At 68.3% G+C, this 23,622-nt stretch carries 24 protein-coding genes and 1 riboswitch; of the genes, 15 read left to right on the forward strand and 9 right to left on the reverse strand.

Annotated elements, in window-relative coordinates:
- Positions 1 to 101: 101 nt before the first annotated feature.
- Positions 102 to 281: a DUF3099 domain-containing protein gene (locus A3ES_RS0103810; protein WP_020385453.1), complete on the forward strand. Its 180-nt coding sequence runs from the start codon at positions 102 to 104 to the stop codon at positions 279 to 281.
- On the opposite strand, the gene A3ES_RS0103815 is transcribed toward A3ES_RS0103810, so the two are convergent.
- Positions 282 to 1,154, reverse strand: coding sequence for a LysR family transcriptional regulator (locus A3ES_RS0103815; RefSeq protein WP_020385454.1), 873 nt, complete (start codon positions 1,152 to 1,154; stop codon positions 282 to 284). It lies immediately after the preceding gene.
- Between the two features lie 71 nt (positions 1,155 to 1,225).
- Between A3ES_RS0103815 and A3ES_RS0103820 the strand changes: the two genes are divergently transcribed.
- The 6 genes from A3ES_RS0103820 (at position 1,226) to A3ES_RS0103845 (ending at position 7,910) form a co-directional block, all read left to right on the forward strand.
- Entirely contained in the window at positions 1,226 to 2,281 is a 1,056-nt protein-coding gene (locus tag A3ES_RS0103820; RefSeq protein WP_020385455.1) for an SDR family oxidoreductase, read from the forward strand.
- 77 nt (positions 2,282 to 2,358) lie between these two features.
- Entirely contained in the window at positions 2,359 to 2,925 is a 567-nt protein-coding gene (locus tag A3ES_RS0103825; RefSeq protein WP_020385456.1) for a helix-turn-helix domain-containing protein, read from the forward strand.
- An 80-nt stretch (positions 2,926 to 3,005) separates the two neighbouring features.
- Positions 3,006 to 4,166, forward strand: a complete 1,161-nt coding sequence (locus A3ES_RS0103830) for an NAD(P)/FAD-dependent oxidoreductase (RefSeq protein ID WP_020385457.1) — start codon at positions 3,006 to 3,008, stop codon at positions 4,164 to 4,166.
- A gap of 47 nt (positions 4,167 to 4,213) precedes the next feature.
- On the forward strand, positions 4,214 to 6,013 hold the full coding sequence (locus tag A3ES_RS0103835; protein ID WP_020385458.1) for an FAD-dependent oxidoreductase: 1,800 nt from the start codon (positions 4,214 to 4,216) through the stop codon (positions 6,011 to 6,013).
- Complete coding sequence (locus A3ES_RS0103840; RefSeq protein WP_020385459.1) at positions 6,010 to 6,912, forward strand: dihydrodipicolinate synthase family protein; 903 nt, start codon at positions 6,010 to 6,012, stop codon at positions 6,910 to 6,912. The genes A3ES_RS0103835 and A3ES_RS0103840 overlap by 4 nt, the downstream gene beginning before the upstream one ends.
- Positions 6,909 to 7,910, forward strand: a complete 1,002-nt coding sequence (locus A3ES_RS0103845) for a proline racemase family protein (RefSeq protein ID WP_020385460.1) — start codon at positions 6,909 to 6,911, stop codon at positions 7,908 to 7,910. Before A3ES_RS0103840 ends, A3ES_RS0103845 begins: the two co-directional genes overlap by 4 nt.
- 117 nt (positions 7,911 to 8,027) lie before the next feature.
- Here A3ES_RS0103845 and A3ES_RS0103850 read toward each other — a convergent pair whose 3' ends face one another.
- From A3ES_RS0103850 to A3ES_RS0103865, 4 genes are all read right to left on the reverse strand, one after another.
- Positions 8,028 to 8,855 (reverse strand): 5-oxoprolinase subunit C family protein, encoded by an 828-nt coding sequence (locus tag A3ES_RS0103850; protein ID WP_026162521.1) that lies wholly within the window; start codon positions 8,853 to 8,855, stop codon positions 8,028 to 8,030.
- 159 nt (positions 8,856 to 9,014) lie between these two features.
- Positions 9,015 to 9,623, reverse strand: a complete 609-nt coding sequence (locus tag A3ES_RS0103855; protein WP_020385462.1) for a 5-oxoprolinase subunit B family protein — start codon at positions 9,621 to 9,623, stop codon at positions 9,015 to 9,017.
- Positions 9,623 to 10,375: a LamB/YcsF family protein gene (locus A3ES_RS0103860; RefSeq protein ID WP_020385463.1), complete on the reverse strand. Its 753-nt coding sequence runs from the start codon at positions 10,373 to 10,375 to the stop codon at positions 9,623 to 9,625. Before A3ES_RS0103860 ends, A3ES_RS0103855 begins: the two co-directional genes overlap by 1 nt.
- 10 nt (positions 10,376 to 10,385) lie before the next feature.
- Positions 10,386 to 11,696 carry an NRAMP family divalent metal transporter gene (locus tag A3ES_RS0103865; RefSeq protein ID WP_020385464.1) on the reverse strand — a complete coding sequence of 437 codons (1,311 nt, stop codon included), beginning with the start codon at positions 11,694 to 11,696 and terminating at the stop codon, positions 10,386 to 10,388.
- A gap of 168 nt (positions 11,697 to 11,864) precedes the next feature.
- Here A3ES_RS0103865 and A3ES_RS0103870 point away from each other — a divergent pair, with 168 nt between their 5' ends.
- The 4 genes from A3ES_RS0103870 (at position 11,865) to A3ES_RS0103885 (ending at position 15,259) form a co-directional block, all read left to right on the forward strand.
- Positions 11,865 to 12,593, forward strand: a complete 729-nt coding sequence (locus A3ES_RS0103870; RefSeq protein ID WP_020385465.1) for a GntR family transcriptional regulator — start codon at positions 11,865 to 11,867, stop codon at positions 12,591 to 12,593.
- Positions 12,594 to 12,596: 3 nt separating this feature from the next.
- On the forward strand, positions 12,597 to 13,367 hold the full coding sequence (locus A3ES_RS0103875; protein ID WP_020385466.1) for a putative hydro-lyase: 771 nt from the start codon (positions 12,597 to 12,599) through the stop codon (positions 13,365 to 13,367).
- Between the two features lie 10 nt (positions 13,368 to 13,377).
- Positions 13,378 to 14,802: an aminopeptidase P family protein gene (locus A3ES_RS0103880; RefSeq protein ID WP_020385467.1), complete on the forward strand. Its 1,425-nt coding sequence runs from the start codon at positions 13,378 to 13,380 to the stop codon at positions 14,800 to 14,802.
- A 229-nt stretch (positions 14,803 to 15,031) separates the two neighbouring features.
- Positions 15,032 to 15,259 (forward strand): hypothetical protein, encoded by a 228-nt coding sequence (locus A3ES_RS0103885; protein ID WP_020385468.1) that lies wholly within the window; start codon positions 15,032 to 15,034, stop codon positions 15,257 to 15,259.
- 75 nt (positions 15,260 to 15,334) lie between these two features.
- Here A3ES_RS0103885 and A3ES_RS0103890 read toward each other — a convergent pair whose 3' ends face one another.
- Positions 15,335 to 16,447 (reverse strand): S1 family peptidase, encoded by a 1,113-nt coding sequence (locus tag A3ES_RS0103890; RefSeq protein WP_237744845.1) that lies wholly within the window; start codon positions 16,445 to 16,447, stop codon positions 15,335 to 15,337.
- Positions 16,448 to 16,717: 270 nt separating this feature from the next.
- A complete protein-coding gene (locus A3ES_RS0103895) occupies positions 16,718 to 18,187 on the reverse strand; it encodes an alpha/beta hydrolase (protein ID WP_040453908.1) in 1,470 nt (489 codons plus the stop codon).
- Positions 18,188 to 18,284: 97 nt separating this feature from the next.
- Between A3ES_RS0103895 and A3ES_RS0103900 the strand changes: the two genes are divergently transcribed.
- On the forward strand, positions 18,285 to 18,629 hold the full coding sequence (locus tag A3ES_RS0103900; protein WP_020385471.1) for a DUF3817 domain-containing protein: 345 nt from the start codon (positions 18,285 to 18,287) through the stop codon (positions 18,627 to 18,629).
- Between the two features lie 74 nt (positions 18,630 to 18,703).
- A riboswitch (glycine riboswitch) is annotated at positions 18,704 to 18,796 on the forward strand.
- 78 nt (positions 18,797 to 18,874) lie between these two features.
- Positions 18,875 to 20,248: an L-serine ammonia-lyase gene (locus A3ES_RS0103905; protein WP_020385472.1), complete on the forward strand. Its 1,374-nt coding sequence runs from the start codon at positions 18,875 to 18,877 to the stop codon at positions 20,246 to 20,248.
- Here the strand turns inward: A3ES_RS0103905 and A3ES_RS0103910 are convergent.
- Positions 20,210 to 20,902, reverse strand: a complete 693-nt coding sequence (locus tag A3ES_RS0103910) for an alpha/beta fold hydrolase (protein ID WP_040453910.1) — start codon at positions 20,900 to 20,902, stop codon at positions 20,210 to 20,212. The genes A3ES_RS0103905 and A3ES_RS0103910 overlap by 39 nt on opposite strands.
- A 187-nt stretch (positions 20,903 to 21,089) precedes the next feature.
- Here A3ES_RS0103910 and A3ES_RS0103915 point away from each other — a divergent pair, with 187 nt between their 5' ends.
- Complete coding sequence (locus A3ES_RS0103915; RefSeq protein WP_157630320.1) at positions 21,090 to 21,638, forward strand: hypothetical protein; 549 nt, start codon at positions 21,090 to 21,092, stop codon at positions 21,636 to 21,638.
- 44 nt (positions 21,639 to 21,682) lie between these two features.
- Here A3ES_RS0103915 and A3ES_RS0103920 read toward each other — a convergent pair whose 3' ends face one another.
- The gene (locus A3ES_RS0103920; protein ID WP_020385475.1) at positions 21,683 to 22,399 is read right to left on the reverse strand and encodes an SDR family NAD(P)-dependent oxidoreductase; all 717 of its coding nucleotides are present in this window, start codon (positions 22,397 to 22,399) and stop codon (positions 21,683 to 21,685) included.
- A gap of 103 nt (positions 22,400 to 22,502) precedes the next feature.
- On the opposite strand from A3ES_RS0103920, the gene A3ES_RS0103925 reads away from it, so the two are divergent.
- Positions 22,503 to 23,387 (forward strand): helix-turn-helix transcriptional regulator, encoded by an 885-nt coding sequence (locus tag A3ES_RS0103925; protein WP_020385476.1) that lies wholly within the window; start codon positions 22,503 to 22,505, stop codon positions 23,385 to 23,387.
- The last annotated feature ends 235 nt before the right edge of the window (positions 23,388 to 23,622 follow it).

Here is a 23,622-nt window from a genome sequence, read left to right on the forward strand (position 1 = left end):
CCCATCGTGCCATCGCCCGGCCTTCCGCCCGTACTGCGAACGCCCGGCTTCAGCGCACCTTCAGCTTCGCGGCACACTGGTCGTAGGCGAAAGGAGTGCTGATGCCGAGGGCGGACAAGCACAAGGCGTACTTCTGGCTGATGGGCACGTGCATCGGCCTGATCGTGCTCGCCTGGTTCGTGGTCCGGCTCTTCTCGATCCCCGCCGCCATCGGAATGAGCGCGATCGCCGCCGTCATCCCACCGATAGCGGCCATCGTTGGCAACCGCCCGCAGCAGTAACTACGTCGGCCAGACGCTCATCAGTACTTCGATGAACGCGGCCGCGAGTGGATCCGGGGCGCCGCGCGTGTAGGCCGTGAGGGTACGGCGGGTCGGTGGTTCGGTTCGTAGTACATGGCCGTCGAAGGCGGGCGGCAGGATGTTGGACGGGACCAGCGCGGGCCCGAGCCCGGCGGCCGCCAGGGCAGGGGCAGCGGCGGTCTGCTCGGTGTGGACGGTGGCGCGCGGCTCGAATCCGGCCTTCGCACAGGCCTGATTCAGTACGTCGGCCAGTCCGTGGCCGGGCGTGTAGTGCACCCAGCTGCGGTCGGCCAAGTCGCTCAGGCGGATGCTGGTCCCGCTCGCTGCCGGGTCGTCCGTGGCGACGACCACGACCAGTTCCTCGTCGCCGAGGACTTGGGTGGTGCCCGACCAGTTCGCCGGCGCCGGCCCGACGGCGAGGTCGGCCTGACCGGCGCTCATCGCTTCGGCCAGCTCGTCGGTGTGCCGGTGCTCGAAGAGACGGATGCCGACGTCCGGGTGGGTCCGGCGCCAGGCCTTGAGCGCGGTCGGGAGGATGCCGAGGCTGATCGAGTAGAGCGTCGCGATCTGCAGTTCGCCGACCTCCAGCCCGGCTGCCTGGCGGGCGGCGCAGTTGGCTCGCTCGGCGTCGGCGAGCGCGGCGCGGGCGTGCGGGAGCATCGCGCGGCCGGTCGGGGTCAGCCGCACCGCGCGCGGAAGGCGCTCCAGCAGCGGGCTGCCGGTGGAGCGTTCGAGCGCGCGGATCTGGTGGGAGAGCGCCGGCTGGGTGACGTGCAGGAGCTCGGCCGCCTTGGTGAACGAGCCCAGGTCGACGACAGCGACCAGGTACTCGAGCTGCCGGAGCGTCGTCATGATCTCAGCTTATGGGAATGGTGAAAAGTATGTCTTGGACTTATCCACAGGAGAACCCACAGGCTGTGGGTATGGAACAGACGAAGGTCGCGCTGGTCGTCGGCGCGCGCGGAGTGATCGGGACCAATCTGGTCGAGCAGCTGGAATCCCTGCCGGACTGGCGGGTGATCGGCCTGTCCCGGCGGGGCGGGGTGGACACGGCCAAGGTGCGGCACGTCGCGGTCGATCTGCTCGACCCGGATGACACCCGCGCCAAGCTGTCCGGGCTGACGGACGTGACGCATGTCTTCTACGTCGCCTATCAGGATCGCCCGACCTGGGCCGAGCTCGTCCCGCCCAACCTCGCCATGCTGGTGAACGTCGTCGATGCGATCGAGCCGGTCGCGCGCGGGCTGCGGCATGTCAGCCTGATGCAGGGCTACAAGGTGTACGGCGCGCATCTCGGGCCGTTCAAGACGCCTGCTCGCGAGGACGACCCGCCGCACCTGCCGCCGGAGTTCAACGTCGACCAGCAGCGGTTCCTGGAGGAGCGCGCGGCCGGCGCGATCTGGGAGTGGTCGGCGCTGCGGCCGTCCGTCGTCGGCGGAGTTGCCCTGGGCAACCCGATGAACCTCGCCGCCGGAATCGCTGTGTACGCGTCAATTTCGAAGGCGTTGGGTGTGCCGCTGCGCTTTCCAGGCAAGCCTGGCGCCTACAACTCGCTGCTCGAGATGACCGACGCGGGGTTGTTGGCCAAGGCAACCGTCTGGGCGGCGACGTCGCCGGCCGCCGCGAACCAGGCGTTCAACATCACGAACGGCGACCTGTTCCGCTGGAACGAACTCTGGCCGAAGCTGGCCGCGTGGTTCGGCCTGGAGGTCGCGCCGCCGCTGCAGATGTCGCTGCAGACCGTGATGGCCGACAAGGAACCACTCTGGAAGCAGCTCCAGGCGACGCACGGCCTCGCCGGCACGTCGTACGCCGAGGTCTCGTCGTGGCCGTTCGCGGACTTCGTCTTCGGCTGGGACTACGACTTCTTCGCCGACGGATCGAAGGCGCGGCGAGCCGGCTTCCATGAGTATGTCGACACCGAGGCGATGTTCCTCAGCATCTTCGAGACGCTTCGCCGCCGGCGCATCATCCCCTGATCCGTCCGGGTTGTGGCATGCTCCGGGCTGTGTCGGCTCAGGGATCAGGTCAGGGGTCAGGTCAAAGTGCGGGGCGCGTGCTGGCGTCCAACCTGCGGTTGCGGCGGGACGAGCAGGGCATCTCGCTGTCCGAGTTGGCGCGGCGGTCGGGGATCGCCAAGGGCACCTTGTCGCAGCTGGAGTCCGGGGCGGGCAATCCGACGCTCGAGACGGTGTTCAGCCTGTCGAACGCTCTGGGGGTCCCGGTTTCGTCGTTGCTGAACGAGCCGCCGGCCTCGGAGTTGGTCCACGTCCGCTCGGCCGACGTCGAAGTACTGGCTGGTGACGCCGTGGATCTGCGGATGCTGCGGCGGCTCGAGCAGTCAGGGTCGCTGCTGGAGCTCTACGACCAGCAGATCCGGCCCGGGGCGGTGCAACACTCCGCTGGACATCCCGGGACCGAGCACCACGTCGTACTGGCCGGGCGGTTGCGGATCGGTGCGCTGGGGCAGCAGTTCGAGCTCAACGCTGGGGACTATCTGGCGTTCCGGGCGAACGGCGCGCATGAGATCGAGGCGCTGGGCGGGCTGGTCCGGTCGGTGTTGCTGCTGGAGTATCCGCCGGACGTTCAGCCTGCTCCGATCGACGGGCTCCACCTGAGCTGATAACCCGGCGTTGACCTGGGCGGTTGACGGACGTACGCTCGTATCGTTCATTTTACTGAACGGTCCAGCGAGAGGTTCGGATGACTGAGGTCGACGTGGTGGTGGTCGGGGCGGGGATCGTCGGTGCCGCGTGCGCCGAAGCCCTGTCGGCGTCCGGCGTCCGCGTGCTCGTGCTGGATCGCGGTGCCCCCGCGGGTGGCACGACGGCGTCCGGCGAGGGCAACATCCTCGTCTCCGACAAGGAGCCCGGCCCGGAGCTCGACCTGGCGATCGCGTCTCGCGCGGAGTGGCTCGCAATACTGGATCGGCTGCCGGAGCGGGTCGCCGATGTCGAGTGGGAGCCGAAAGGTGGGCTGGTGGTTGCCACCGGCGAACCCGCTCTGCTCGAGGACTTTGCCGCTGCGCAACGGGCTGCTGGGGTTGATGCCCGGGTGATCAAGCCTGCGGACGCCTTCGAGTTGGAGCCGTTGCTGACTCCTGCAGTGACTGTTGCCGTGCACTACCCCGAAGATGCTCAGCTCCAGCCGGTGCTCGCGGCAACGGCCTTGCTGGCCGCAGTACGGGCTCGTGGTGGAGAGGTTCGTGGCGGCGTCACCGCCTTGTCCGTACGCCGGTCCGCCGGTGGTCGCGTGACTGGGGTGGAGACGGATTCGGGGGTCGTTGCCTGTGGCGCCGTGGTGAATGCGTGTGGGCCGTGGGCCGGGGCGTTCAGTTCGTTGGCGGGTGCTCCGATTGAGATCTTGCCGCGGCGGGGGATGATCCTGGTGACCGCGCCGCTGCCGGAATGTGTGCGGCACAAGGTTTATGACGCCGACTATGTCGGGGCGGTCGGCAGTGGTGACGCGGATCTGCAGACGTCGACGGTGGTGGAGTCGACGAGAGCCGGGACCGTGTTGATCGGGTCGAGCCGGGAGCGGATCGGGTTCGACGACGCAGTACGGGTGAAGGTACTGCGGGAGTTGGCGCGGAAGGCTGTTGGGTTGTTCCCGTTCCTTGGCGAGGTGCCGGTGATGCGGGCGTATGGCGGGTTCCGGCCTTATGCGCCGGATCATCTGCCGGTGATCGGGGCTGATCCGCGGGTCGAGGGGCTTTGGCACGCGACCGGGCATGAAGGTGCTGGGATCGGGCTCGCTGCTTCGACCGGGCGGTTGATCGCCGAGCTGTTTGTCGGGCTCGCGCCGCATGTCGATCCGGAGCCGTTTCGCGTTGATCGCCCTGGGTTGTTGGGGAGTGTCTCGTGAGTCCTTATCTGCGGCCCGCTGAGGGTGATCCGGCGGAGCGTCTTCCGATGGCAGCGGTGGAGCTCACCTTTGACGGCGAGCCTCTGGAGGCGTTGCCTGGGCAAAGTGTTGCTGCTGCGTTGATGGCTAGCGGGCGGGATTCCTGGCGTACTACGCGTGGCGGCGGGCGGGCGCGGGGTGTGTTCTGTGGGATCGGTGCTTGCTTTGACTGCTTGGTTGTCGTGAATGGGTTGCCGGATGTGCGGGCGTGCCAGCGGGCGGTGAGTGCTGGCGATCAGATCAGTACGCAGCGGGGTGCTGTGTTGCCTGCTGGTGAGGCTCAGGCTCAGGCGAGCGCGGCGGACGGCGTACAGGTGGTGCCGGTTGTTGTGGTGGGGGCTGGGCCGGCCGGGATGAGTGCGGCGGTGGCGGCGGCTGATGCTGGGAGCTCGGTGTTGCTGGTTGATGCTGCTGGGAGTGTTGGTGGGCAGTTCAATCGGCAGTTGCCTTCGGAGTTCCGGGCTGGGCGGCCGGAGAAGTTGCAGCATGGATGGCGAGCGTTTGCTCGGCTGCGGGATCGGATTGCTGCTGATGACAAGATCACGCATCTGACTGATACCAATGTTTGGGCTGTTGAGCAGGGGGTTCGTACTCGGCTCTGGTTGCAGGGTGGGGCGGCTGATGCGGCGGGGCGGCGGGTGTGGGCGGTTGAGACGTCGGCGTTGGTGCTGGCGACCGGGGCGTTTGATCGGGTGTTGCCGTTCCCTGGGTGGGATCTGCCGGGTGTTTACAGCGCGGGAGCTGCGCAGGCGTTGGCGAAGGGGCAGCGGATCGCCGTTGGTCGACGGGTGGTTGTCGCTGGTACCGGGCCGTTCTTGCTGCCTGTTGCCGAGTCGTTGGTCGGTGTCGGCGCTGAGGTGGTCGCGCTGCTTGAAGCCAACAGGCCATCCACTGTGGTGAAGGGCTGGCTGACGGATCCATTAGTTGCCAGCAGCAAACTCTCAGAAGCTGCTACCTACGCGACTCTCCTTGCACGCAAGAAGATTCCCTTCAAGCACGGGCGCACTGTCGTCGCGGCCCACGGCACGGATCGCGTGGAAGCCGTCACAGTCGCCCGCCTGGACGCCAACTGGAAGCCGATCCCCGGCACAGAGGAACGCCTCGAGGTCGACGCAGTCTGCCTGGGCTTCGGCTTCACCGCCAACCTGGAACTAGCCGTCTCCACCCGCTGCACCCTAGGCGAAGGCCCAGACGGCGGCCCCGCAGTACTAGTCGACGAAAACCAGCAAACCACCACCCCCGGCGTCTTCGCCGCAGGAGAACTGACCGGCATCGGCGGAGCGGCACTAGCCGCCGCAGAAGGCCAAGTAGCAGGCGCCGCCGCGAGCCAGCGAGCAGCCTCCACGACCACGCCTTCATCCTCGACCGGCTCGCCGCCCTCGGCGACGTCGCGGGTGGGTGACGAGGGTGGGGCATCGCACGGATCACCGTCCCAGTTGGATCAGCCCGGGGAACAGATGCAGGCCTTGCGGCGAGCGGTTGCTAAAGGCAAGCGGTTTGCGGCTGCTCTGGCAAAGGCATACCCAGTGCGCGACGGGTGGCTCGAGTGGAGTCGGGCGGAGACTGTGGTGTGTCGGTGTGAGGAGGTTTCTCGGGGGGAAGTCGAGGAGGCTGTCGGGGTGCGGGACGTGGTGGGGGCGCGGAGTTTGAAGCTTTCGTGTCGTGCTGGGTTGGGGCTGTGTCAGGGGCGCGTTTGTGGGCGGAACGTGGCTGCGATCAGCGGAGTGAGTAGTGAGCATGGGCGGCCGGTTGCGCAGCCTGTGCGTTTGAAGGATTTGGCCGTAGCGGAAATACTGGAGGATCTGTGACTGAGAAGCTCGATGGTGTGATTGTCGCCACCGCCCTGCCGTACGCCGAGGACGCGTCCGCGCCGGCGGGGCTGCGACCCGACTACGACCGGTACGCCGAGCACTGCCGCTGGCTGATCGAGAACGGGTGCCGTGGCGTCGGCCCGAACGGTTCGCTGGGGGAGTACTCGTCGCTCACCGACGACGAGCGCCGGCAGGTCGCGCGGACCGCGATCGATGCCGTCGGCAACGATGGGATCGTGGTGGTCGGCGTGCACGGCGCCGGTGCGCACCAGGCGCGGTCCTGGGCCGAGAAGGCCGCGGAGGACGGGGCGCACGGCGTACTGTGCCTGCCGCCGACCATGTACCGCGCGAACCGCGGCGAGGTGATTCACCACTTCACCGAGGTCGCCAAGGCCGGACTGCCGGTGATGGTCTACAACAACCCGCACGACACGAAAGTCGACCTGACGCCCGACCTGCTCGCCGAGATCGCGCAGATCGACAACGTCGTCGCGGTCAAGGAGTTCACCGGCGACGTCCGGCGGATCCTGGAGATCCGCGAGTTGGCGCCGAGCCTGACCGTCGTGGCCGGCGCGGACGACCTCACCCTGGAAGCGTTGCTGATGGGTGCGACCGGCTGGTTCGCCGGCTTCCCGAACGTCTTCCCGGCCGAGTCGGTCCGCCTCTACAACCTCGCCCTCGAAGGCGATCTGGTGGCAGCACGAGCGCTGTACGAACCGCTCGTCGCGGCGTTCCGGTGGGACTCGCGGGTCGAGTTCGTCCAGGCGATCAAGTACGGCATGGACTACGTGGGCAGGTACGGCGGCCCCTGCCGCCCGCCGCGCGGACCGCTCGTGCCCGAGCACCTCGCCCAGCTGGAGCAGGACATGAAGAAGGCAGTGGAGTCCCTGACATGAGGTCGATCCGGACCTTGAGCGCGATCGACTCGCACACCGAGGGGATGCCGACCCGGGTGATCACCGGCGGCGTCGGCGTCATCCCCGGAGCGACGATGGCGGAGCGGCGGGAGTACTTCGAGGCCAACAACGACGATCTCCGGCAGTTCCTGATGAACGAGCCGCGCGGTCACTCGGCGATGAGCGGCGCGATTCTGCAGCCGCCGACCAGGCCGGACGCGGACTGGGGCGTGCTCTACATCGAGGTCTCCGGCTACCTGCCGATGTGCGGGCACGGCACCATCGGTGTCGCCACGGTGCTGGTCGAGTCGGGCATGGTGAAGGTGACCGAGCCGCTCACGCAGGTCCGGCTGGACACCCCGGCCGGCCTCGTCGTCGCAGATGTTGCTGTCAGCAACGGCAGGGCCGAGCACGTGACGATCCGGAACGTGCCGGCGTACTCGCACGCTTTGGATGCGACGGTGAAGGTGGACGGGCTCGGCGAGGTCACGTACGACCTGGCGTACGGCGGCAACTTCTACGCGATCCTGCCGTTGGAGCAGCTCGGCATCCCGTTCGACCGGTCGGACAAGGACCGGATCCTGCAGGCCGGGCTGGACATCATGGACGCGATCAACGCGACCGACCGGCCGGTGCACCCGCTGGACCCGTCGATCAACGGATGCAAGCACGTCCAGTTCACCGCACCGGGCAAGGACGGTGCGCACTCGCGCAACGCGATGGCGATCCATCCGGGCTGGTTCGATCGCTCGCCTTGCGGTACCGGCACCTGCGCCCGGATGGCTCAGCTGCACGCCCGTGGTCAACTCGACCTCAACCAGGACTTCGTCAACGAGTCCTTCATTGGTACCCGCTTCACCGGGCGGCTGCTGGAGGAGACGACGGTCGGCGACCAGCCGGCCGTAGTACCCACTGTCACTGGTCGTGCGTGGATCACCGGGATGGGGCAGTACCTGCTCGACCCGAGTGATCCTTTCCCGACTGGCTTCGTGCTCTAGCGGAGGATGTGTCCCGACCGACAGGACATAGTGCCTTTAATGCGGTCGGCCGCGGCCGCCGTGAGCGTGACCGCCCAGCGAACGGCCGACTATGTCCTGTCGGTCGGGACAGCAGGGCTAACTGACGAAGCGCAATGACTGGCCGGGCCGGAGTTGGGCGCACGCGTCCAGGTCGCCGGCGGCTACGTAGGCGATGACCGGGTAGCCGCCGGTGACTGGGTGGTCGGCGAGGAAGAGTACTGGTAGGCCCGATGGTGGGATCTGGAGGGCGCCGAGGGTCATCCCCTCGCTGGGGAGTTCGCCTTCGCGGGTTCGTTGCAGGGGAGTGCCTTCGAGGCGTACGCCGATGCGGTTGCTGTTGCTGCTGGCGGTGTAGGTCTGGCCGATCAGCGAATTGGCGGCGAACCAGTCCTGCCGCGGACCGGGCGTCACCCGTACTGCGACCTCGCCCGCCGCCGGGTCAGCCACCGGCGCGAGATCCACGCCTGGCATCGGCCCGTGCTCGCATCCGACGGGCAAGACCTCACCAGCGGTCAGCGGCGCGGGCCCGAGCCCGGACAGCAGATCGGTCGACCGCGAGCCAAGCACTGGCGGAACAGCAAACCCACCCCGTACTGCGACGTACGTCCGCAACCCGCTCGTCGGAGCACCCAGCCGCAGTACCTCGCCGGCTCGCAGCGTGGCGGGCGCATTGAGCGGAACACCCGGGCAAGGCGCACCGGTGACCGCCAACACCACGTCAGCCTCCGCCCGCAACACCAGCCCGCCAAAGGTCACCTCGACGGCAGCTGCTCCCGAAGCATTGCCGACCAGGCGATTGGCCAGTTCGTACGACCGCTGGTCACAAGCCCCCGACCGCGGCACCCCAAGCGCCGCCTGCCCAGCTCGCCCACGATCTTGAACGGTTGCCAAGGGCCCCGTTTCCAGCACAGTCAGCCCCGTCATCGGCGATCCCGGGCGTTCGCCGCTTCGCGGCTCCGCCCGGAGAAAGGCGGGGTGGGGGCGGCGCCCGCTTTCCTGGGTCGGTGACGGCGGGGGCGGTCTGTGCGGCTCATGGCTGATCCGCCTTCACGACGCGGACTCGGCGGGGGTGGTCTGTGCGGGTCATGGCCGATCCGCCGTCACGAAGCGGACTCGGCGGCCCGGTTGTAGCAGGGCGGCGGGGGCGCGGGTCTGGTCGAAGATTTTGAGGGGGGTGTGGCCGAGTAGTTGCCAGCCGCCGGGGGATTCGCGGGGGTAGACGCCGCTGAACTCGCCTGCCAGGGCGACCGCGCCTGCGGGGACTTTGGTGCGGGGTGATGAGCGGCGGGGGATGTCCCAGGAGCCGGCGCCGGTGAGGTAGCCGAAGCCGGGGGCGAAGCCGCAGAAGGCGACGGTCCACTCTTCCTCGGTGTGCCGTTTGACCAGCTCTGCCACGTCGCAGCCGAGCAGGTTCGCCACGTCGGCGAGGTCCTCGCCGTCGTAGACGACGGGGATCTCGACCAACTCACCACTCGCCTGCCTGCCGTCGACAGGCTGCACGGCGCGCAACAGCCTGGTCACTGCGTCCAGGTCGGAGCCGTCCGTGGTGACCATGACGGTCCGCGCCGCGGGAACGATGTCGACGACACCGTCGGGCGGCGAGGCGGACAGCGCCGCGTAGTACCCGAGGACCTCGTCGAGGTTCTCGAGTTCCACCAGTACGGCGCGGTCGCCGGCGGGCAGGATGCGCATCAAGGACCGAACGGGCTCAATGTGACGCCCGCTCCCTCCAACGCCTTGCGGACCTGTTGCGCGATCTCGACCGCGCCCGGCGTATCGCCGTGCACGCAGATCGAGTCCGGCTCCAGCTTCAGCGCGCCGCCTTCGTGATCCTCGATCTCCCCACCGGTCGCCATCGCAGTACAGCGGGCGGCGATCTGCGCGCCGTCGTGCAGCACCGAACCGGCCACGCGCCTGGACACCAACGTGCCCGCAGGCGTGTAGGCCCGGTCGGCGAAGGCTTCGTGGACCACGGTCAGCCCGGCTTCGGCGGCGAGCCGGAGCCAGGCCGACCCGGGGAGCCCGAGCACTGGCAATGACGAGTCGTAGTCGACGATCGCGCTGACCACGGCCGCTGCCTGCTCCTCGTGCGTGCCGATCGTGTTGTAGAGCGCCCCGTGGGGTTTCACGTACCGGACCCGGTCGCCCGCGATCCGGGCGAACGCGTCCAGCGCGCCGATCTGGTAGATCACCTCGTCGCGCAGTACGGCGGGTTCGACGTCGAGGAAGCGGCGGCCGAAGCCGGGCTTGTCGTCGTACCCGACGTGCGCGCCGATCGCGACGCCGCGATCGACCGCCTGGCCGGTCACCCGCCGCATGATGGCGGGATCGCCGGCGTGGAAGCCGCAAGCCACGTTGGCGCTGGTGACGACGTCGAGCAACGCGGTGTCGTCACCCATCGTCCACGAGCCGAAGCCCTCACCCAGATCGGCGTTGAGATCCATCAGTCGACTCCTAACCGAACAACTCGAACACGGGCTTGACCGAACGGATGGCCAGGTAGATGGTCAGCAGCCAGGCCGCGCCGCCGAGCAGCAGTAGCCATCTGGGGTACTGGTACCCGCGCAGCAGATCCTTGCGCTGCCATGCCACCCAGAGAAGCACACCGATCCCGACCGGCAGCAGCAATCCGTTGAAGGCGCCGGCGAACACCAGCAGTTGCGTGGGCGCAGTGCCGATGGACAGGTAGATGACGGTGCTGACGGCGATGAACGCGACCACCAGGGTGGTCCGGGTCCGATCCGTCGTCTTCGTCCGCGAGGTCACGAAGGTGACGGTCGTGTACGACGCACCGATCACGCTGGTGATCGCGGCGGCCCAGAGCACCACCCCGAAGGCGCGGAGGCCGAACTCGCCGGCCGCCTGCTGGAAGGCCGAGGCGGCCGGGTTCTTCGGATCGAGCGCGCTGCCACCCGAGACGACGCCGAGGATCGCCAGGAACAGCACGATCCGCATCACGCCGGTGATCAGGATGCCGGTGATCGAGCCACGGGTGATGTCGCGCAGGTACTGCGGGCCGGAGACGCCCGAGTCGAGCAGCCGGTGCGCGCCGGCGTACACGATGTAGCCGCCGATGGTGCCGCCGATCAGGGTGGTGATGGCGAGGAACTCGACCTGCTCGGGCAGCACCACGTTCTTCAGCGCGGTGCCGACCGGTGGGCCGGAGGTGATCGCGATGTAGGTGGTGAGCAGGATCATCAGCGCGCCGAGCACCAGCACCACCCGGTCCATCGCGATGCCCGCGCGCTTGGACAAGAAGATGCCGATGGCAACCAGTGCGGAGAGCGCGCCGCCCAGCTTGGGATCCAGCCCGAGCATCGCGTCCAGGCCGAGACCGGTACCGGAGACGTTGCCGATGTTGAACACCAGCCCGCCGACGAACAGCAGCGCGGCCATCGCGTAGCCGAGCCCGGGGAAGACCAGGTTGCCGAGCTCCTGGGCCCGCCGGCCGGAGACGCCGATCACCCGCCAGACGTTCAGCTGGAGCGCGATGTCGACCAGGATCGAGGCGGCGATCGCGAACGCGAAGGCGGCGCCGAGGGAGACCGTGAAGGTCGTCGTCTGGGTGATGAACCCGGGCCCGATGGCCGAGGTGGCCATCAGGAACATCGCGCCGAGCAGCGTCGACTTGGTGCTCGCCTTCATCGCGGTCTCGGGCGTCTTCTTGCCCGCCGCGGGTGGCAACTGCTTGCCGGACGCTCCCGTACCGCGGGTCGCCGGGCGCCGGTTCGGCTTTGAGATCGGCTTGCTGGGTGGTTTCGACATGGCGGTGCTCCTGGGTCTTCAGAAAGCTGTCGGTCGGTCTTCTGCAGACGGTCGGTAGGTGTCTGAACGCCTTGAGTGACTTCGAGAGTAGAGATTGTTCAACAATCCTGCAAGACTCTTGTTCATCGAAATTTCCCAGAGCGGGCGGGAGTGAGCGATGATGCAGAGATGTCCACCAGTCAGCGCGGCGATGACGAGGGCCGGCAGGCCTGGCTCCGGGATGTCGCCGCGGACGTCGCCCGTCAGGACCGCAGCAGCTCCGCGGAGCGCGCGGCGAACATCCTTCGTCGCAGCATCACGGAGGGTGCGCTCCGGCCCGGCGCTCAGCTGTCGGAGATCGAGCTCACCGAGGTCCTCGACGTCAGCCGGAACACGCTGCGTGAGGCATTCCGGCTACTCACCCACGAAGGTCTGCTGGTCTACAAGCTGCATCGCGGCGTGTTCGTGCCCGAGCTGGACGAGCGGGACGTGGTCGACCTCTACCGCCTTCGCCGCGTGCTCGAGGTCGATGTCGTCCGCGGGCTGGCCAACCGATCACCCGAGCTTCCCGAAGAACGGCTCGAACCGCTCCAGGCCGACGTTGAGGCCGCGGAAGCAGCCGCCCTGGCCGGCCGCTGGCCAGCAGCCGGTACTGCGAACATGCGCTTCCACCGCCATCTCATCGGCCTCGCCGACAGCGCTCGGCTCGACGACATCACCGGCCGATTGCTCGCCGAGCTCCGCCTGCTCTTCCACGTCATCGCGACCCCGCAAGAGCTGTACGAGCCCTACATCGCCCGCAACCGCGGCATCTTCGAGCTGCTCTGGGAGCGCAAGTACGACCGGGCCGCCGACCAGCTCCAGGTCTATCTGGTCGACTCCGAACAAGGACTCCTGGACGCCTTCAAAGCGAGGTGACTCATGCTGACACCGGCCGACGCACGAGCGCAGTACCGGGGTGGGCTGGTCGCTCCGACCTCGGGGCACGCGCCTGGCTTCACGCAGGCGAACCTGGTCGTCCTGCCGCGCGACTGGGCCTACGACATGCTGCTGTTCGGCCAGCGCAACCCGCAGCCGGTGCCACTGCTCGACGTCACGGATGCAGGCTCAACCAGTACTGCGCTGGCGCCGGGTGCCGACCTGCGCACCGACCTTCCGCAGTACCGGGTCTGGCGGGACGGGGAGCTGGTCGACGAGCCGGCTGACGTGGTGGACCTCTGGCGGGACGATCTGGTCAGCTTCCTGATCGGGTGCAGCTTCAGCTTCGAACAGGCTCTGCTCGACGCGGGTGTCCCGGTCCGGAACATCGAGCAGAACCGGAACGTGTCGATGTACCGGACGAACCGCGAGTGCCGTCCGGCGGGCCGCCTGAGCGGGCCGCTGGTGGTATCGATGCGACCGATTCCGGCGGCGCTGGTGGCGACCGCGGTGCAGGTGACGGCCCGGATGCCGAGGGTCCATGGAGCGCCAGTGCACGTCGGGTCACCCGAGGCGCTAGGCATCACGGACGCCGCGCGACCAGACTTCGGTGACCCCGCCCACGCGGAACCCGGAGATGTTCCCGTTTATTGGGCTTGCGGAGTGACACCACAAGCTGCGTTGATGGATTCACGGCCCCCGTTCGCGATCACTCATGCCCCAGGGCACATGTTCGTGACCGACGTGCCGGATGCCGTCTATCGCCAGCCCTGAGGGGGAGCAGATGTCTGAAGACCGGACCGAAGAGCAGCGGAAGTCCTACCGGCCGATCGATGCGGCCGGGTTCCGCGAGTCGATAGCCCGTGACTGGGGGCCGGTCGACCGGTCTGTGGTACTGCCGGATGGGCTGGCCGACGCGGCCGCCGAGCACCGCCGCAAGTTGAGCGCCGCGCTGCCGGGCCGCCGGATCGCGGTGGCGGCAGGTCGCGCGCCGGTCCGGTCGAACGACACCGACTTCCGGTTCCGCGCTGACAGCGACTTCGTCTGGCTCACCGGTTGCCAGGCGGAAGGCGCAGTACTGGTCATCTCTGGTGACGGCGACGCGACCCTCTACCTGCGCGAGACGGCCGGGCCGGGCGAGGCCGACTTCTTCGCGAACGCGCGCGACGGCGAGCTGTGGATCGGGCCGGTGCCCGGGCTGAAGGACTGGTCCGACGCGTTGCAGCTGCCATGCCGCCCGATCGAGGAGCTGCCGGCCGCTGTGCGCGGCGCAGTACCGGCGATGATGACGACGTACGGCGTGGAGCCGCTGCTGGACGCGTTGGTTGGCGGCAGTCCGTCGAACACGCAAGAGCTGCGGCAGTCGCTGTCCGAGCTACGCCGGATCAAGGACGACTGGGAGCTCGACCAGCTGCGCGAGGCGGTGGCCGCGAGCGTGCTGGCCTTCGGTGACGTGGCGCGCGAGCTGCCCGAGGCCGTCCGCGGTGGCGGCGAACGCTGGCTGGAGGGCACCTTCGACCGCCGAGCCCGTACTGCGGGCAACGGGCCGGGGTACGCGTCAATCGTTGCGGCTGGCAACCACGGGCCGGTGCTGCACTGGGTGCGCAACGACGGTGCCGTGCGCGAGGGGGACGTGATCCTGCTCGATGCCGGCGTGGAGACTCGGACCCTGTACACCGCCGACGTGACCCGGTCCTTCCCGGTGACGGGCGAGTACACCCCGGCGCAGCGGCAGGTGCACGACCTGGTCCACAAGGCTCAGGTCGCCGCACTGGCCGAGGTGCGCCCCGGTTCGCCGTACCGGGCCTTCCAGTACGAGGCGATGCGGGTGCTGATCGAGGGGCTGCGGGACTGGGGCGTCCTCGATGTCTCGGTGGACGAGGCGCTCGGGCCGGACGGGCAGCAACACCGCCGGTACGTCGTCTGCGGGCTCGGCCACTACATCGGCCTCGACGTCCACGACTGCGACGCCGCCCGCCCCGAAACCTACTTCGCCGCCGACCTCGAGGTAGGCATGGCGCTGGCCGTCGAGCCGGGCCTCTACTTCCACCCCCACGACGAAACCATCCCGCCCGAACTCCGCGGCATCGGCATCCGGATCGAGGACAACGTCGTAGTCCACCCGGACCGCCTGGAGATCCTCACCGAGGCCCTCCCGATCACCACCGACGGTCTCGAAACCTGGACTCGCAGCCATCTTCCAGGCTGACCCCGAGCTGCTCACGTCGAACTACTGAGCGTAGTCAAGCAATCACTTAAAATAGTTTCGTCACATGTAGTAACACTTGCCGCTCCAGCACGATGTAGCTAGCGGGGGAGGGTCAATCTCGGCCCGGCGCGCTGCAGTGGGGGGCCGCGGCGGCGCGCCGGCCGGACTGGCTCGACTGGGAACCCGGGGGGGATCCCAGGGGTACCTGGGGGCACGGGGGGATAGACCGATGAACCTGCGAGTGCGGGTGGTGCGTTGCACATGCGCCGGATACCGCCACTGGTACGCCGATATCGACGACACGGACGACCCGCAGCCCGACGATCCTTACTGGTTCGTCGACCGCTGCCCGACGCAGGCCGGGGCTCTCGAGCTCGCCTGCGCCAAACTCCTCGAGGTGTCAGTTGAAGGGGACTCGCTGACCCGCGTTCAGGAAGCTCACCTGGTCTCCGTCTGACCACCGGTTGGGATTGCGACGGCCCTCTCGCCATGCCCGGCGAGAGGGCCGTCGTTCAATTTGTCGGCCGGGGGATCAGCCGAGGGTAAGGCTGACGCCGTAGTACGAGGCGGCGTCGACGACCGGCTGGTAGAAGGAGTACGAGCCGGTGGCGTTGCCGCCCTGGTTCCAGCCGCAGTCGTGGCCGTCGTTCGGGCCACCCGACGTCATGCCCTGGGCGACGGTGCCGGAGATGTAGGCACCGCCCGAGTCGCCGCCCTCGGTGCAGACGGTGGAGCGGGCCAGGCCGGAGGTGCGGGTGACGCTGCCGCCCGCGCCGCCGTAGTTGACGGTCAGGTTGTACTGCGTGATCGAGCCGCAGGTCCAGCCGGTCGTGTTACCGGCCTTGCAGATCGTCGAGCCGACCGGAGCCTTGGACGAGCCGGTGACCCGGGTCGTCTGGCCGTTGCGGTTGTCGATGTAGCCGCGGCCGATGTTGTTGGAGTCGATGTCCATCAGGCCCATGTCGACGCTCGGCGAACCGGTACGGAACCGGCTGGCGATGCCGACACCGAGCCGGACGCCGGAACGGTTCTGCACCATCGGGTTGCCCTCGACGCAGTGACCGGCGCTGAGCATCACGTTGTTGCCGTTGCGGGTGCCGGAGAAGCCGAGCGAGCAGTTGGTGCCCGGGACGAGATCCATGATCTGACCGCCGATGACGTCGGCCGTCATCGCCAGCGCGGTGTCGTTGGTGCTGACGTCGACGCCCGGGATCGCCTTCAGTCGCTTGACCACGGCAGCGGTCTTCGCGGACTGCTTGCCGGGCTGCAGAACGACCTGGAGACGGTCGCTCGGCAGGTCGGCGCCGATCGACTGGAGTTGCACCGAACCGGACTTGTCGAACATCGCCTGGACCTGGGTCTGCAGCTTGGCCAGCGCCTTCTCGCCGCGGGCCACGGTGCGTGGGGTCAGGCCGTGCTCGCGGGCGATCTCGGCGGCTTCGGCCGAGTGCACGTTGACGACCAGCCGGCGCGAAGCGTCGAAGAACGCGCCGTCGAGGTTCGCGGTGCCCATGGCCGCGTCGAGGGCGGACGCCTTGGTGTGCTCGCCGTCGAGCCGCACCTTGGCCTCTGCCGGGGATACGCCCCAGCTCTTGCCGAGTACGTCGTACACGCCGTCCTGGGGGGCGGGGACAGGGGCGCTCATAGCCAGCTGGGTCGGGGCCAGGGCGGCGACTCCGAGTCCGAGTACGAGGACTGCACTTGCGAGGGACCTACGCATGGGGGCTCACATCCGATTCCTCAAGGTGTGGCCTTGCCTCAAAGGCCACGAGTGAGGGAATCGTGGACGTCACGGAGGATGACCGCAAGGAAACTGATGGTGATCGTTGGGTGCGGGTCGCCGGATCGAGGGAAACCCTTCGGCTCACCCCCGGCCGCGGCCGGCGCGATCAGGGGTGAACCTTCATAAAACGGTTTAGCCGGTCGGCGGAACAGCGGCGCAGCTGGTGCCGCGCACAGGTACCTTCAGCGCGACCAGGTAGTCGTCGATGGTCTGCCGCATGCAGGGACCCGAGTTGTAGCTGCCGTGCCCCCAGCCTTCGTAGGTCACCAGCACACCTTGGCGGCCGAGCTGACGGGCGACGCTGGTCGCTCCGGCGTAACCGGTCGCGGGATCGTGCAGTGAATTCGCCAGCAGGGCAGGGATTTTCAGGCCACGCACTTGTACGTCCTGTTGCGGGTTAGGGGCCTTCGGCAACCCGAGGCAGTTGGTCACGGCCATCACCGTCGGCGTGATCCTCATGTCCGGGTTGTTCCGTGCGATTCGCCGCAGGTGGCCGGCGAATTCCGCGTAGTTCCGGACCGGCAGGCTGAGGTCCCGGCAGAACGGCGCCAGAGGATTCGCGGTCAGCCCGGTCGGGACCGGCGGCTCACCGGTCGGCGGCGCGCTCTCGTCGAGTCGCTTCAGCAGATCGGCCAGCCCGACCCACTTCGGGTCGTAGAGCATCCGGAACACCCCGAAACTCAACGAGTACGGCGTTGCCTTCACGGCGGCTTGCCGAGGATCGGGCAGCTCCCCACGTCCGGCCCGGACGAGCAGGTCCGCCCACAATGCCCGGACGTCGCGGCCGTGCAGGGAACAGCTCGTCGTCGTGGCACACCAGTTCACGAACTCGTCGAACGAGTCCTGAACCGTTGCAGCCTGCGCGTCGAGCCAGCTAGCGGTCGTCGCGTCTCCATGGTCGAAAACGCTCTCCAGAACCAGAGCGCGGACGCGATGCGGGTACCTCTCGGCGTACTGCTGGCCGAGCAACGTCCCGTACGAGCTGCCGTGGAAGGACAGCTTCGACTCGCCCAGCGCCGCCCGGATCGCGTCGACGTCCCGGACCGTCTGCAAGGTGTCGATGTGGTCGTAGAGGGGTCCGGTGTTGGCGCGGCAGTCCTTGGCCAGTTCGCGGTTGTAGCGGATCGTCCGGTCGAACTCGGCCCGGCTGGTGATCACCGGCGTCGGCTGCTTCGCGAGCAGGGCTGCCGAGCAGACGACCGGGTTGCTGCGGGCGATCCCGCGCGGATCGAGGCTGACGATGTCGAACCTGTCTTCCAGCGTGTCGCTGAAACGGCTCATCCCGGTCCGGATCCGGTCGACGCCGGAGTCGCCGGGCCCGCCAGGACCGAAGACGAGCGTGCCGATGCGCGCCTCGGGCGACTTCGCCGTACGGCGGGCGATGGCCAGGCCGAAGGTCGGGCCGTTCGGGTTGTTCCAGTCGACGGGGACCTGCAGGGTGGCGCATTTCGAGCCCGCCACCAAGGCTGGATCCTCTTTGGGCTTGACCTCGCAGTCCGACCACTGCAAGGCATCAGGTTGTGCGGCGGTCGCCGGTAGCGCAACCACACCGGCGAAAACCAGGCCTAGTGCCACACTCCATGCGGGGGTTCTGAGCTTCATCCCCCGATCCTTGGCAACCGCCTTCCATCGCGCATCCGGGGTGACCCTTGACCGAACCCCCGGCGGGCTTGGGGGACTTGTTAGGGTCGGTGCCCTGATGACTGAGACGACCGCTGCTACTGAGTCAATCGCCGATGGTCCCGCCGGTTCCAGGCACGCGACCGTTTTCCGGGCCGTCGCGATCGCCGAGGCGATCTCCTGGACCGGCCTGCTGATCGGCATGCTGTTCAAGTACGTGCTGTCCGACAACGAGATCGGCGTGAAGATCTTCGGCCCGGTCCACGGCACGATCTTCATCGCCTACGTGATCACGGTGGCGGCCGTCCGCAAGCCGCTGCGCTGGAGCATCCCGGTGACCCTGCTGGCCCTCGCCGCCAGCATCCCGCCCCTGTTCACCTGGTTCTTCGAACTCTGGGCCCAGCGCACCAACAAGCTGTCCTGACTTCCCGGCACCGCCGGATTGACGCGCGTGCCTGGGTCGCCGTACCGTCGCGGCGTCCACTAGAAAAAGCCGCATGAACCCGTGCGGGAGAGACCCGGGCACGACCCGGGCGCCGTAGGAGCAACTCTCCCCAAGAATCTCTCAGGCACCTTCACCGTACGGGCGAGGCACCTCTGGAAGGCAGACCTGCCTGACAGAGCGGGGAGGCATACCAATCGGTCAAGGGCGACCAGGAGGCCTCCAGCATGGCGATCAGTGTGTTCGATCTGTTCAGTATCGGGATCGGCCCGTCGAGCTCCCACACAGTGGGACCGATGCGAGCCGCCCGCACGTTTGCTCTCGGTCTGGCCGACGACGGCCTGCTCGACCGTACTGCGGCCGTCGAGTCCCAGCTGTTCGGTTCGCTTGGCGCGACCGGCCACGGGCACGGCAGCAACAAGGCGGTCATCCTCGGCCTGGAGGGTGAGGACCCAGAGACGGTCGACACCCGCTCGGTCGACAGCCGGGTTGCCGCGATCCGCGAGGCCGGCACGCTGCGGCTGGCCGGGCAGCGCGACATCGCCTTCGACGAGAACAGCCAGCTCGTCATGCATCGGCGCAAGGCGCTGCCCTACCACCCGAACGGGATGACGTTTCTCGCGCGCTCGGCCGACGGCGCAGTACTGCGGGAGCGCACCTACTACTCCGTCGGCGGCGGCTTCGTCGTGGACGAGAACGCCGCAGCCGGCGACCGGATCGTCGCGGACCGTACGCCGCTCAAATACCCGTTCCTGTCCGGTGTCGAGCTGCTCGACCGGTGCCGCGAGTCGGGATTGCCGATCAGCGAGGTGATGCTCGCCAACGAGCTGGCCTGGCGGACCGAACCCGAGATCCGCGAAGGCCTGCTGCACATCTGGCAGGTCATGCAGGACTGCGTCGACGAGGGCTGCGAGACCGAGGGCATCCTGCCGGGCGGGCTGAAGGTGCCGCGCCGGGCGCATGCGCTGCACCACAAGCTCAGCAATGACAAGTGGTCGGTGGATCCGCTGAAGGTGATGGACTGGGTCAACCTGTTCGCGCTGGCGGTCAACGAACAGAACGCATCCGGCGGGCGGATCGTCACCGCGCCCACGAATGGTGCCGCGGGCATCATTCCGGCGGTGCTCCACTACTACCGCCGATTCGTGCCTGGGGCAACGGAAGACGGCGTGGTCCGATTCCTGCTCGCTGCTGCGGCGATCGGCGTTCTGTACAAGGAGAATGCGTCCATTTCCGGCGCCGAGGTCGGCTGCCAGGGCGAGGTCGGCTCGGCCTGCTCGATGGCCGCCGCCGGGCTGTGCGAAGTACTGGGTGGCACACCGGAACAGGTCGAGAACGCGGCCGAGATCGCGATGGAGCACAACCTCGGGCTGACCTGCGATCCGGTCGGCGGGCTGGTTCAGATCCCCTGTATCGAGCGCAACGCGATGGCGTCGATGAAGGCGATCAACGCGGCCCGGATGGCGATGCACGGCGACGGCGTGCACGTCGTTTCGCTGGACAAGGTGATCAAGACGATGCGCGAGACCGGCGCGGACATGAAGATCAAGTACAAGGAGACGTCACGAGGCGGTCTGGCCGTGAACGTGATCGAGTGCTGACGGATCCTCCACATGCGCGTTGTGGCCGAGGCCGGGCAAGGTGACGACCTGATCGTGCAGCGCGGCCAGCTCGGCATCGGTGTTCATCGGGTCGAGCTCACCGCGCGTCAGTACGACGTCCGCCTGGCTCGCCGCGATCAGCTTCGCCATCTCGGGCGCCCCGACGCCCCAGGTGCCGGGATCCATGGCGAGCCGCCAGCGCCCGTCCACCTGGCGAAGCCCTTGCTCGACGACCTCGCTCGCAGGATCGACGAGTCCCTGCAGCCCCGACACCTTGAGGAATCGCGCCGCCGCATCCGCACGGTCGTCGAACCATGCGATGGGCTTCTGCGCGAGCGCCCCCGCCCGGCCGAGATCATCGGCCGACCAGGTGACCTTGACCCCCAACGCGATCACCCGATCAACCTGTACGCCGTACCGGCCGCTCGCGAGCTCCAGCGCGATCACGCCACCCAATGAGTGTCCGACGACAACCAGCCCACGCCGTACCGGCAGGGTCTCGGCAAGCGCAGTCGCCATCGCCTCGAACGTGTACTGCGGCAAGCTCGCCGCCGACCCGTGCCCAGGCAGATCCGGCGCAACCCGCGGCTGCGCCCAGCCATCCCAAACCCGCCCGTTGGCTCCCAGCCCATGCAGTACTGCCAGAGAAGACATGCCAGCCAGGCTGACACAGGACACCTCGAGGCGCGACCGGACCGCTGGAGTCGTCGCAGTGACTGTGTGTCGTGGCTCGGTTGCAGAGGGCTGGTGGGTTGGGTGATCTTGGGGAATGGCGGGGAAAACCGGTAGCTAGGGGTGTTTTAAACAACCCCTTGAACGATACGGTTCGGGTCTTGTGAGGATGTCCCGCCGTGTTGTTGTTGCCGTCGCCGTTCCGGTGGGCGTGTATGCCGTTCTGCTGGTGATCAGCCTGTTGGGTGGGCCGCGGATCGGGGCGCCGTGGATTCCGTTGCCGGGCGGCGGTGGGGTCGAGGCCGCGACGCCGGTCATCGGGCCGCCTCTGCCGGGTGAAGCGGGAGAGACGCTGCCGTCGATCCCTCACGAGGCTACCCCGACGCCGTCGCCACCGCCGCTTTCCAGTGCGCCACCCGACGAGAAGGGGCAGCCGGGGCAGCCTCCGGCGACCAGCGGGCCGGTCGATGGGCATCCGTCGACGGCCGCCTCGCTGCCGGCCGAGCCGTCGGCGGTGGAGCCGACGCCGGGTGTCGCGGAGCGCCGGAACCCTTCGATGCCTCCGGCAACTAAAACGCCATCCGCGCCGCCGCCAACCGATCCTCCCGGTACGCCGAGCACGCCGCCGACCGTCACGCCGAGCGAACCGCCGGACCAGCCGAAGCCGCCGACGCTCGCGGACACGCTGCTGGTCCTACTCGGCGTACTCCGGCGCTGACCCCGGCCACCCAGGGGGACGACGCCGGCGGGCGCTGACCTCGGTCACCAAGGGACGACGCCCGCGCTGTTCTGGAAGGTGGCGGTCGGGCCGTCGGGGCCGAGGGTGGCCAGGCGGACGATGATCTCGGCGCCTTCGGGGATCGTCTGAACGCCGAGATGGTTGTTGAAGTCGGTGGCGGTGAAGCCGGGGTCGGCGGCGTTGATCCGCATCTTCGGGTAGTTGAACGCGTACTGCGCGGTCAGCATGTTGACCGCCGCCTTGGAGGACGCGTAGATCGGCGTCGGAATCCAGTGCGGTACGACCTCCGCCTGGGGGCCGGACTTCGCCGCGGCGCCGCCGACGGATCCGAGACCGCTGCTCACATTGACGACAACGGCGTTGTCGCTTGCTTGCAGCAACGGAATGAACGCCTCCAGGACCCGGACAGCGCCGAACACGTTGACCTCGTAGACGGCGTGCACGTCCGCCATCGCCATGTCGGTCGCGTCCTTGAACGCACCGGGGACGCGGATACCGGCGTTGTTGACGAGGACGTCGAGGTGTCCGGCCTCGTCCCGCACCTGCTGGGCGGCGGCGAGCACCGAGTCGTCGTCGGTCACCTCGAGCTGGACGAAACGTGCTCCCAACTCGCCGGCGGCTTTGCGGCCTCGCTCGGGGTCGCGCGCACCGACGTACACGGTGTGGCCGAGGGCAATCAGTTGGCGGGCGGTTTCGTAGCCGAGGCTCTTGTTCGCCCCGGTGATCAGTGTTGTGGTCATGGCTCCAATCTCGTCGCCGGCCGGAGGTACAGGTAGTGCACGCCTTGTCCTGGGGACTGGCAGTACCCAGGCTGTTCGCGGCGCGGGCGGACATACTGGACCGGTGGCTGAACTCGGCAAGACCCTGCACGCTTGGCGCGATCGCGTGATCCCGGCGGAGGCCGGTCTGCCGGCGGGCGGCAACCGGCGGGCGCCCGGACTCCGGCGCGAAGAGCTCGCGCAGCTGGCAGGGCTGTCGGTCGACTACATTCTCCGGCTGGAACAGGGGCGGTCCTCCGCACCCTCGACCCAGGTACTGGCTTCGCTCGCGCGGGCGCTCCGGCTGAGCGATGCCGAGCGCGATCACCTCTACGTGCTGGCCGGTCAGGCTCCGCCCGCGCCCGGCCAGGTCTCGGCGTACATCCCACCTGGTGTGCAGCGGCTGGTCGACCAGCTCGCGGGCGCCCCGCTCAGCGTGTACGACGCCTGCTGGTCGATCGTCACCTGGAACCCCTTGTGGGCCGCCCTTCTCGGCGATCCCTCCGGATTGCGCGGGCGCCACAAAAGCATCATCTGGCGGCACTTCACCGCACCTCCGCCGGGCGGGCCAGTCGTCGGCTTCGGCCGGGTCGTCCAGACCGTGGAGCAGGCGAATCGCTTCAGGCGCGCCATGGTCACCGACCTGCGCGCGTCGAGCGTCCGCTACCCGAAGGACGCCGAACTCCGCGCGATGATCCAGGAACTCCGCTCCACCAGCGACGACTTCGCCCGCCTCTGGGACGATCACATCCCCGCCTTCCACGAGTCCGAACACAAGACGATCAACCACCCCGAACTAGGCCCGATCGCCCTCGACTGCGACGTCCTCACCGCCCCCGGCAGCGACCTGCGCATAGTCGTCTACACAGCCACCCCCAACTCCGAAGCCGCCGAAAACCTCCGCCTCCTCGCAACCCTCGGCCTCCAGCAACTCAGCGACTGGCCGACGTTCGATGGTGGGATCCGGTGACGAAAGCCGAGAAGCGGGCGGCCGTCGCCCGTCGCGCTGGCGAATGGTGATCCTGACCCTGCAACCGCCCGCCCCGACGCACTGCCGGTCTGGTCGGTAGCGCCTTATCCGATCGCTAGCCGATCGTGGCAGAGCCTGTTGCGAATTGGCTCGGCAGCGGCCGATTGTGTACCGACCGACAGGAAGTAGTCGACCGTTCGGCCGCGCGCCACGCTCACGCAGGCCGCGGCCGGCC

The organism is Kribbella catacumbae DSM 19601 (genome assembly GCF_000372465.1).
GTDB lineage: Bacteria > Actinomycetota > Actinomycetes > Propionibacteriales > Kribbellaceae > Kribbella > Kribbella catacumbae.

Excerpts from the sequence above, each read along its gene's own strand:
- A3ES_RS0103835 (WP_020385458.1), top strand. The coding sequence starts at position 4,214 with ATGGCAGCGGTGGAGCTCACCTTTGACGGCGAGCCTCTGGAGGCGTTG.
- A3ES_RS0103920 (WP_020385475.1), bottom strand. The coding sequence starts at position 22,399 with ATGACCACAACACTGATCACCGGGGCGAACAAGAGCCTCGGCTACGAA.
- A3ES_RS0103900 (WP_020385471.1), top strand. The coding sequence starts at position 18,285 with ATGACTGAGACGACCGCTGCTACTGAGTCAATCGCCGATGGTCCCGCC.
- A3ES_RS0103915 (WP_157630320.1), top strand. The coding sequence starts at position 21,090 with ATGTCCCGCCGTGTTGTTGTTGCCGTCGCCGTTCCGGTGGGCGTGTAT.
- A3ES_RS0103855 (WP_020385462.1), bottom strand. The coding sequence starts at position 9,623 with ATGCGCATCCTGCCCGCCGGCGACCGCGCCGTACTGGTGGAACTCGAG.
- A3ES_RS0103810 (WP_020385453.1), top strand. The coding sequence starts at position 102 with ATGCCGAGGGCGGACAAGCACAAGGCGTACTTCTGGCTGATGGGCACG.
- A3ES_RS0103845 (WP_020385460.1), top strand. The coding sequence starts at position 6,909 with ATGAGGTCGATCCGGACCTTGAGCGCGATCGACTCGCACACCGAGGGG.
- A3ES_RS0103875 (WP_020385466.1), top strand. The coding sequence starts at position 12,597 with ATGCTGACACCGGCCGACGCACGAGCGCAGTACCGGGGTGGGCTGGTC.
- A3ES_RS0103890 (WP_237744845.1), bottom strand. The coding sequence starts at position 16,447 with ATGAGCGCCCCTGTCCCCGCCCCCCAGGACGGCGTGTACGACGTACTC.
- A3ES_RS0103870 (WP_020385465.1), top strand. The coding sequence starts at position 11,865 with ATGTCCACCAGTCAGCGCGGCGATGACGAGGGCCGGCAGGCCTGGCTC.
- A3ES_RS0103910 (WP_040453910.1), bottom strand. The coding sequence starts at position 20,902 with ATGTCTTCTCTGGCAGTACTGCATGGGCTGGGAGCCAACGGGCGGGTT.
- A3ES_RS0103895 (WP_040453908.1), bottom strand. The coding sequence starts at position 18,187 with ATGAAGCTCAGAACCCCCGCATGGAGTGTGGCACTAGGCCTGGTTTTC.
- A3ES_RS0103820 (WP_020385455.1), top strand. The coding sequence starts at position 1,226 with ATGGAACAGACGAAGGTCGCGCTGGTCGTCGGCGCGCGCGGAGTGATC.
- A3ES_RS0103830 (WP_020385457.1), top strand. The coding sequence starts at position 3,006 with ATGACTGAGGTCGACGTGGTGGTGGTCGGGGCGGGGATCGTCGGTGCC.
- A3ES_RS0103905 (WP_020385472.1), top strand. The coding sequence starts at position 18,875 with ATGGCGATCAGTGTGTTCGATCTGTTCAGTATCGGGATCGGCCCGTCG.
- A3ES_RS0103865 (WP_020385464.1), bottom strand. The coding sequence starts at position 11,696 with ATGTCGAAACCACCCAGCAAGCCGATCTCAAAGCCGAACCGGCGCCCG.
- A3ES_RS0103815 (WP_020385454.1), bottom strand. The coding sequence starts at position 1,154 with ATGACGACGCTCCGGCAGCTCGAGTACCTGGTCGCTGTCGTCGACCTG.
- A3ES_RS0103860 (WP_020385463.1), bottom strand. The coding sequence starts at position 10,375 with ATGGATCTCAACGCCGATCTGGGTGAGGGCTTCGGCTCGTGGACGATG.
- A3ES_RS0103880 (WP_020385467.1), top strand. The coding sequence starts at position 13,378 with ATGTCTGAAGACCGGACCGAAGAGCAGCGGAAGTCCTACCGGCCGATC.
- A3ES_RS0103885 (WP_020385468.1), top strand. The coding sequence starts at position 15,032 with ATGAACCTGCGAGTGCGGGTGGTGCGTTGCACATGCGCCGGATACCGC.
- A3ES_RS0103850 (WP_026162521.1), bottom strand. The coding sequence starts at position 8,855 with ATGACGGGGCTGACTGTGCTGGAAACGGGGCCCTTGGCAACCGTTCAA.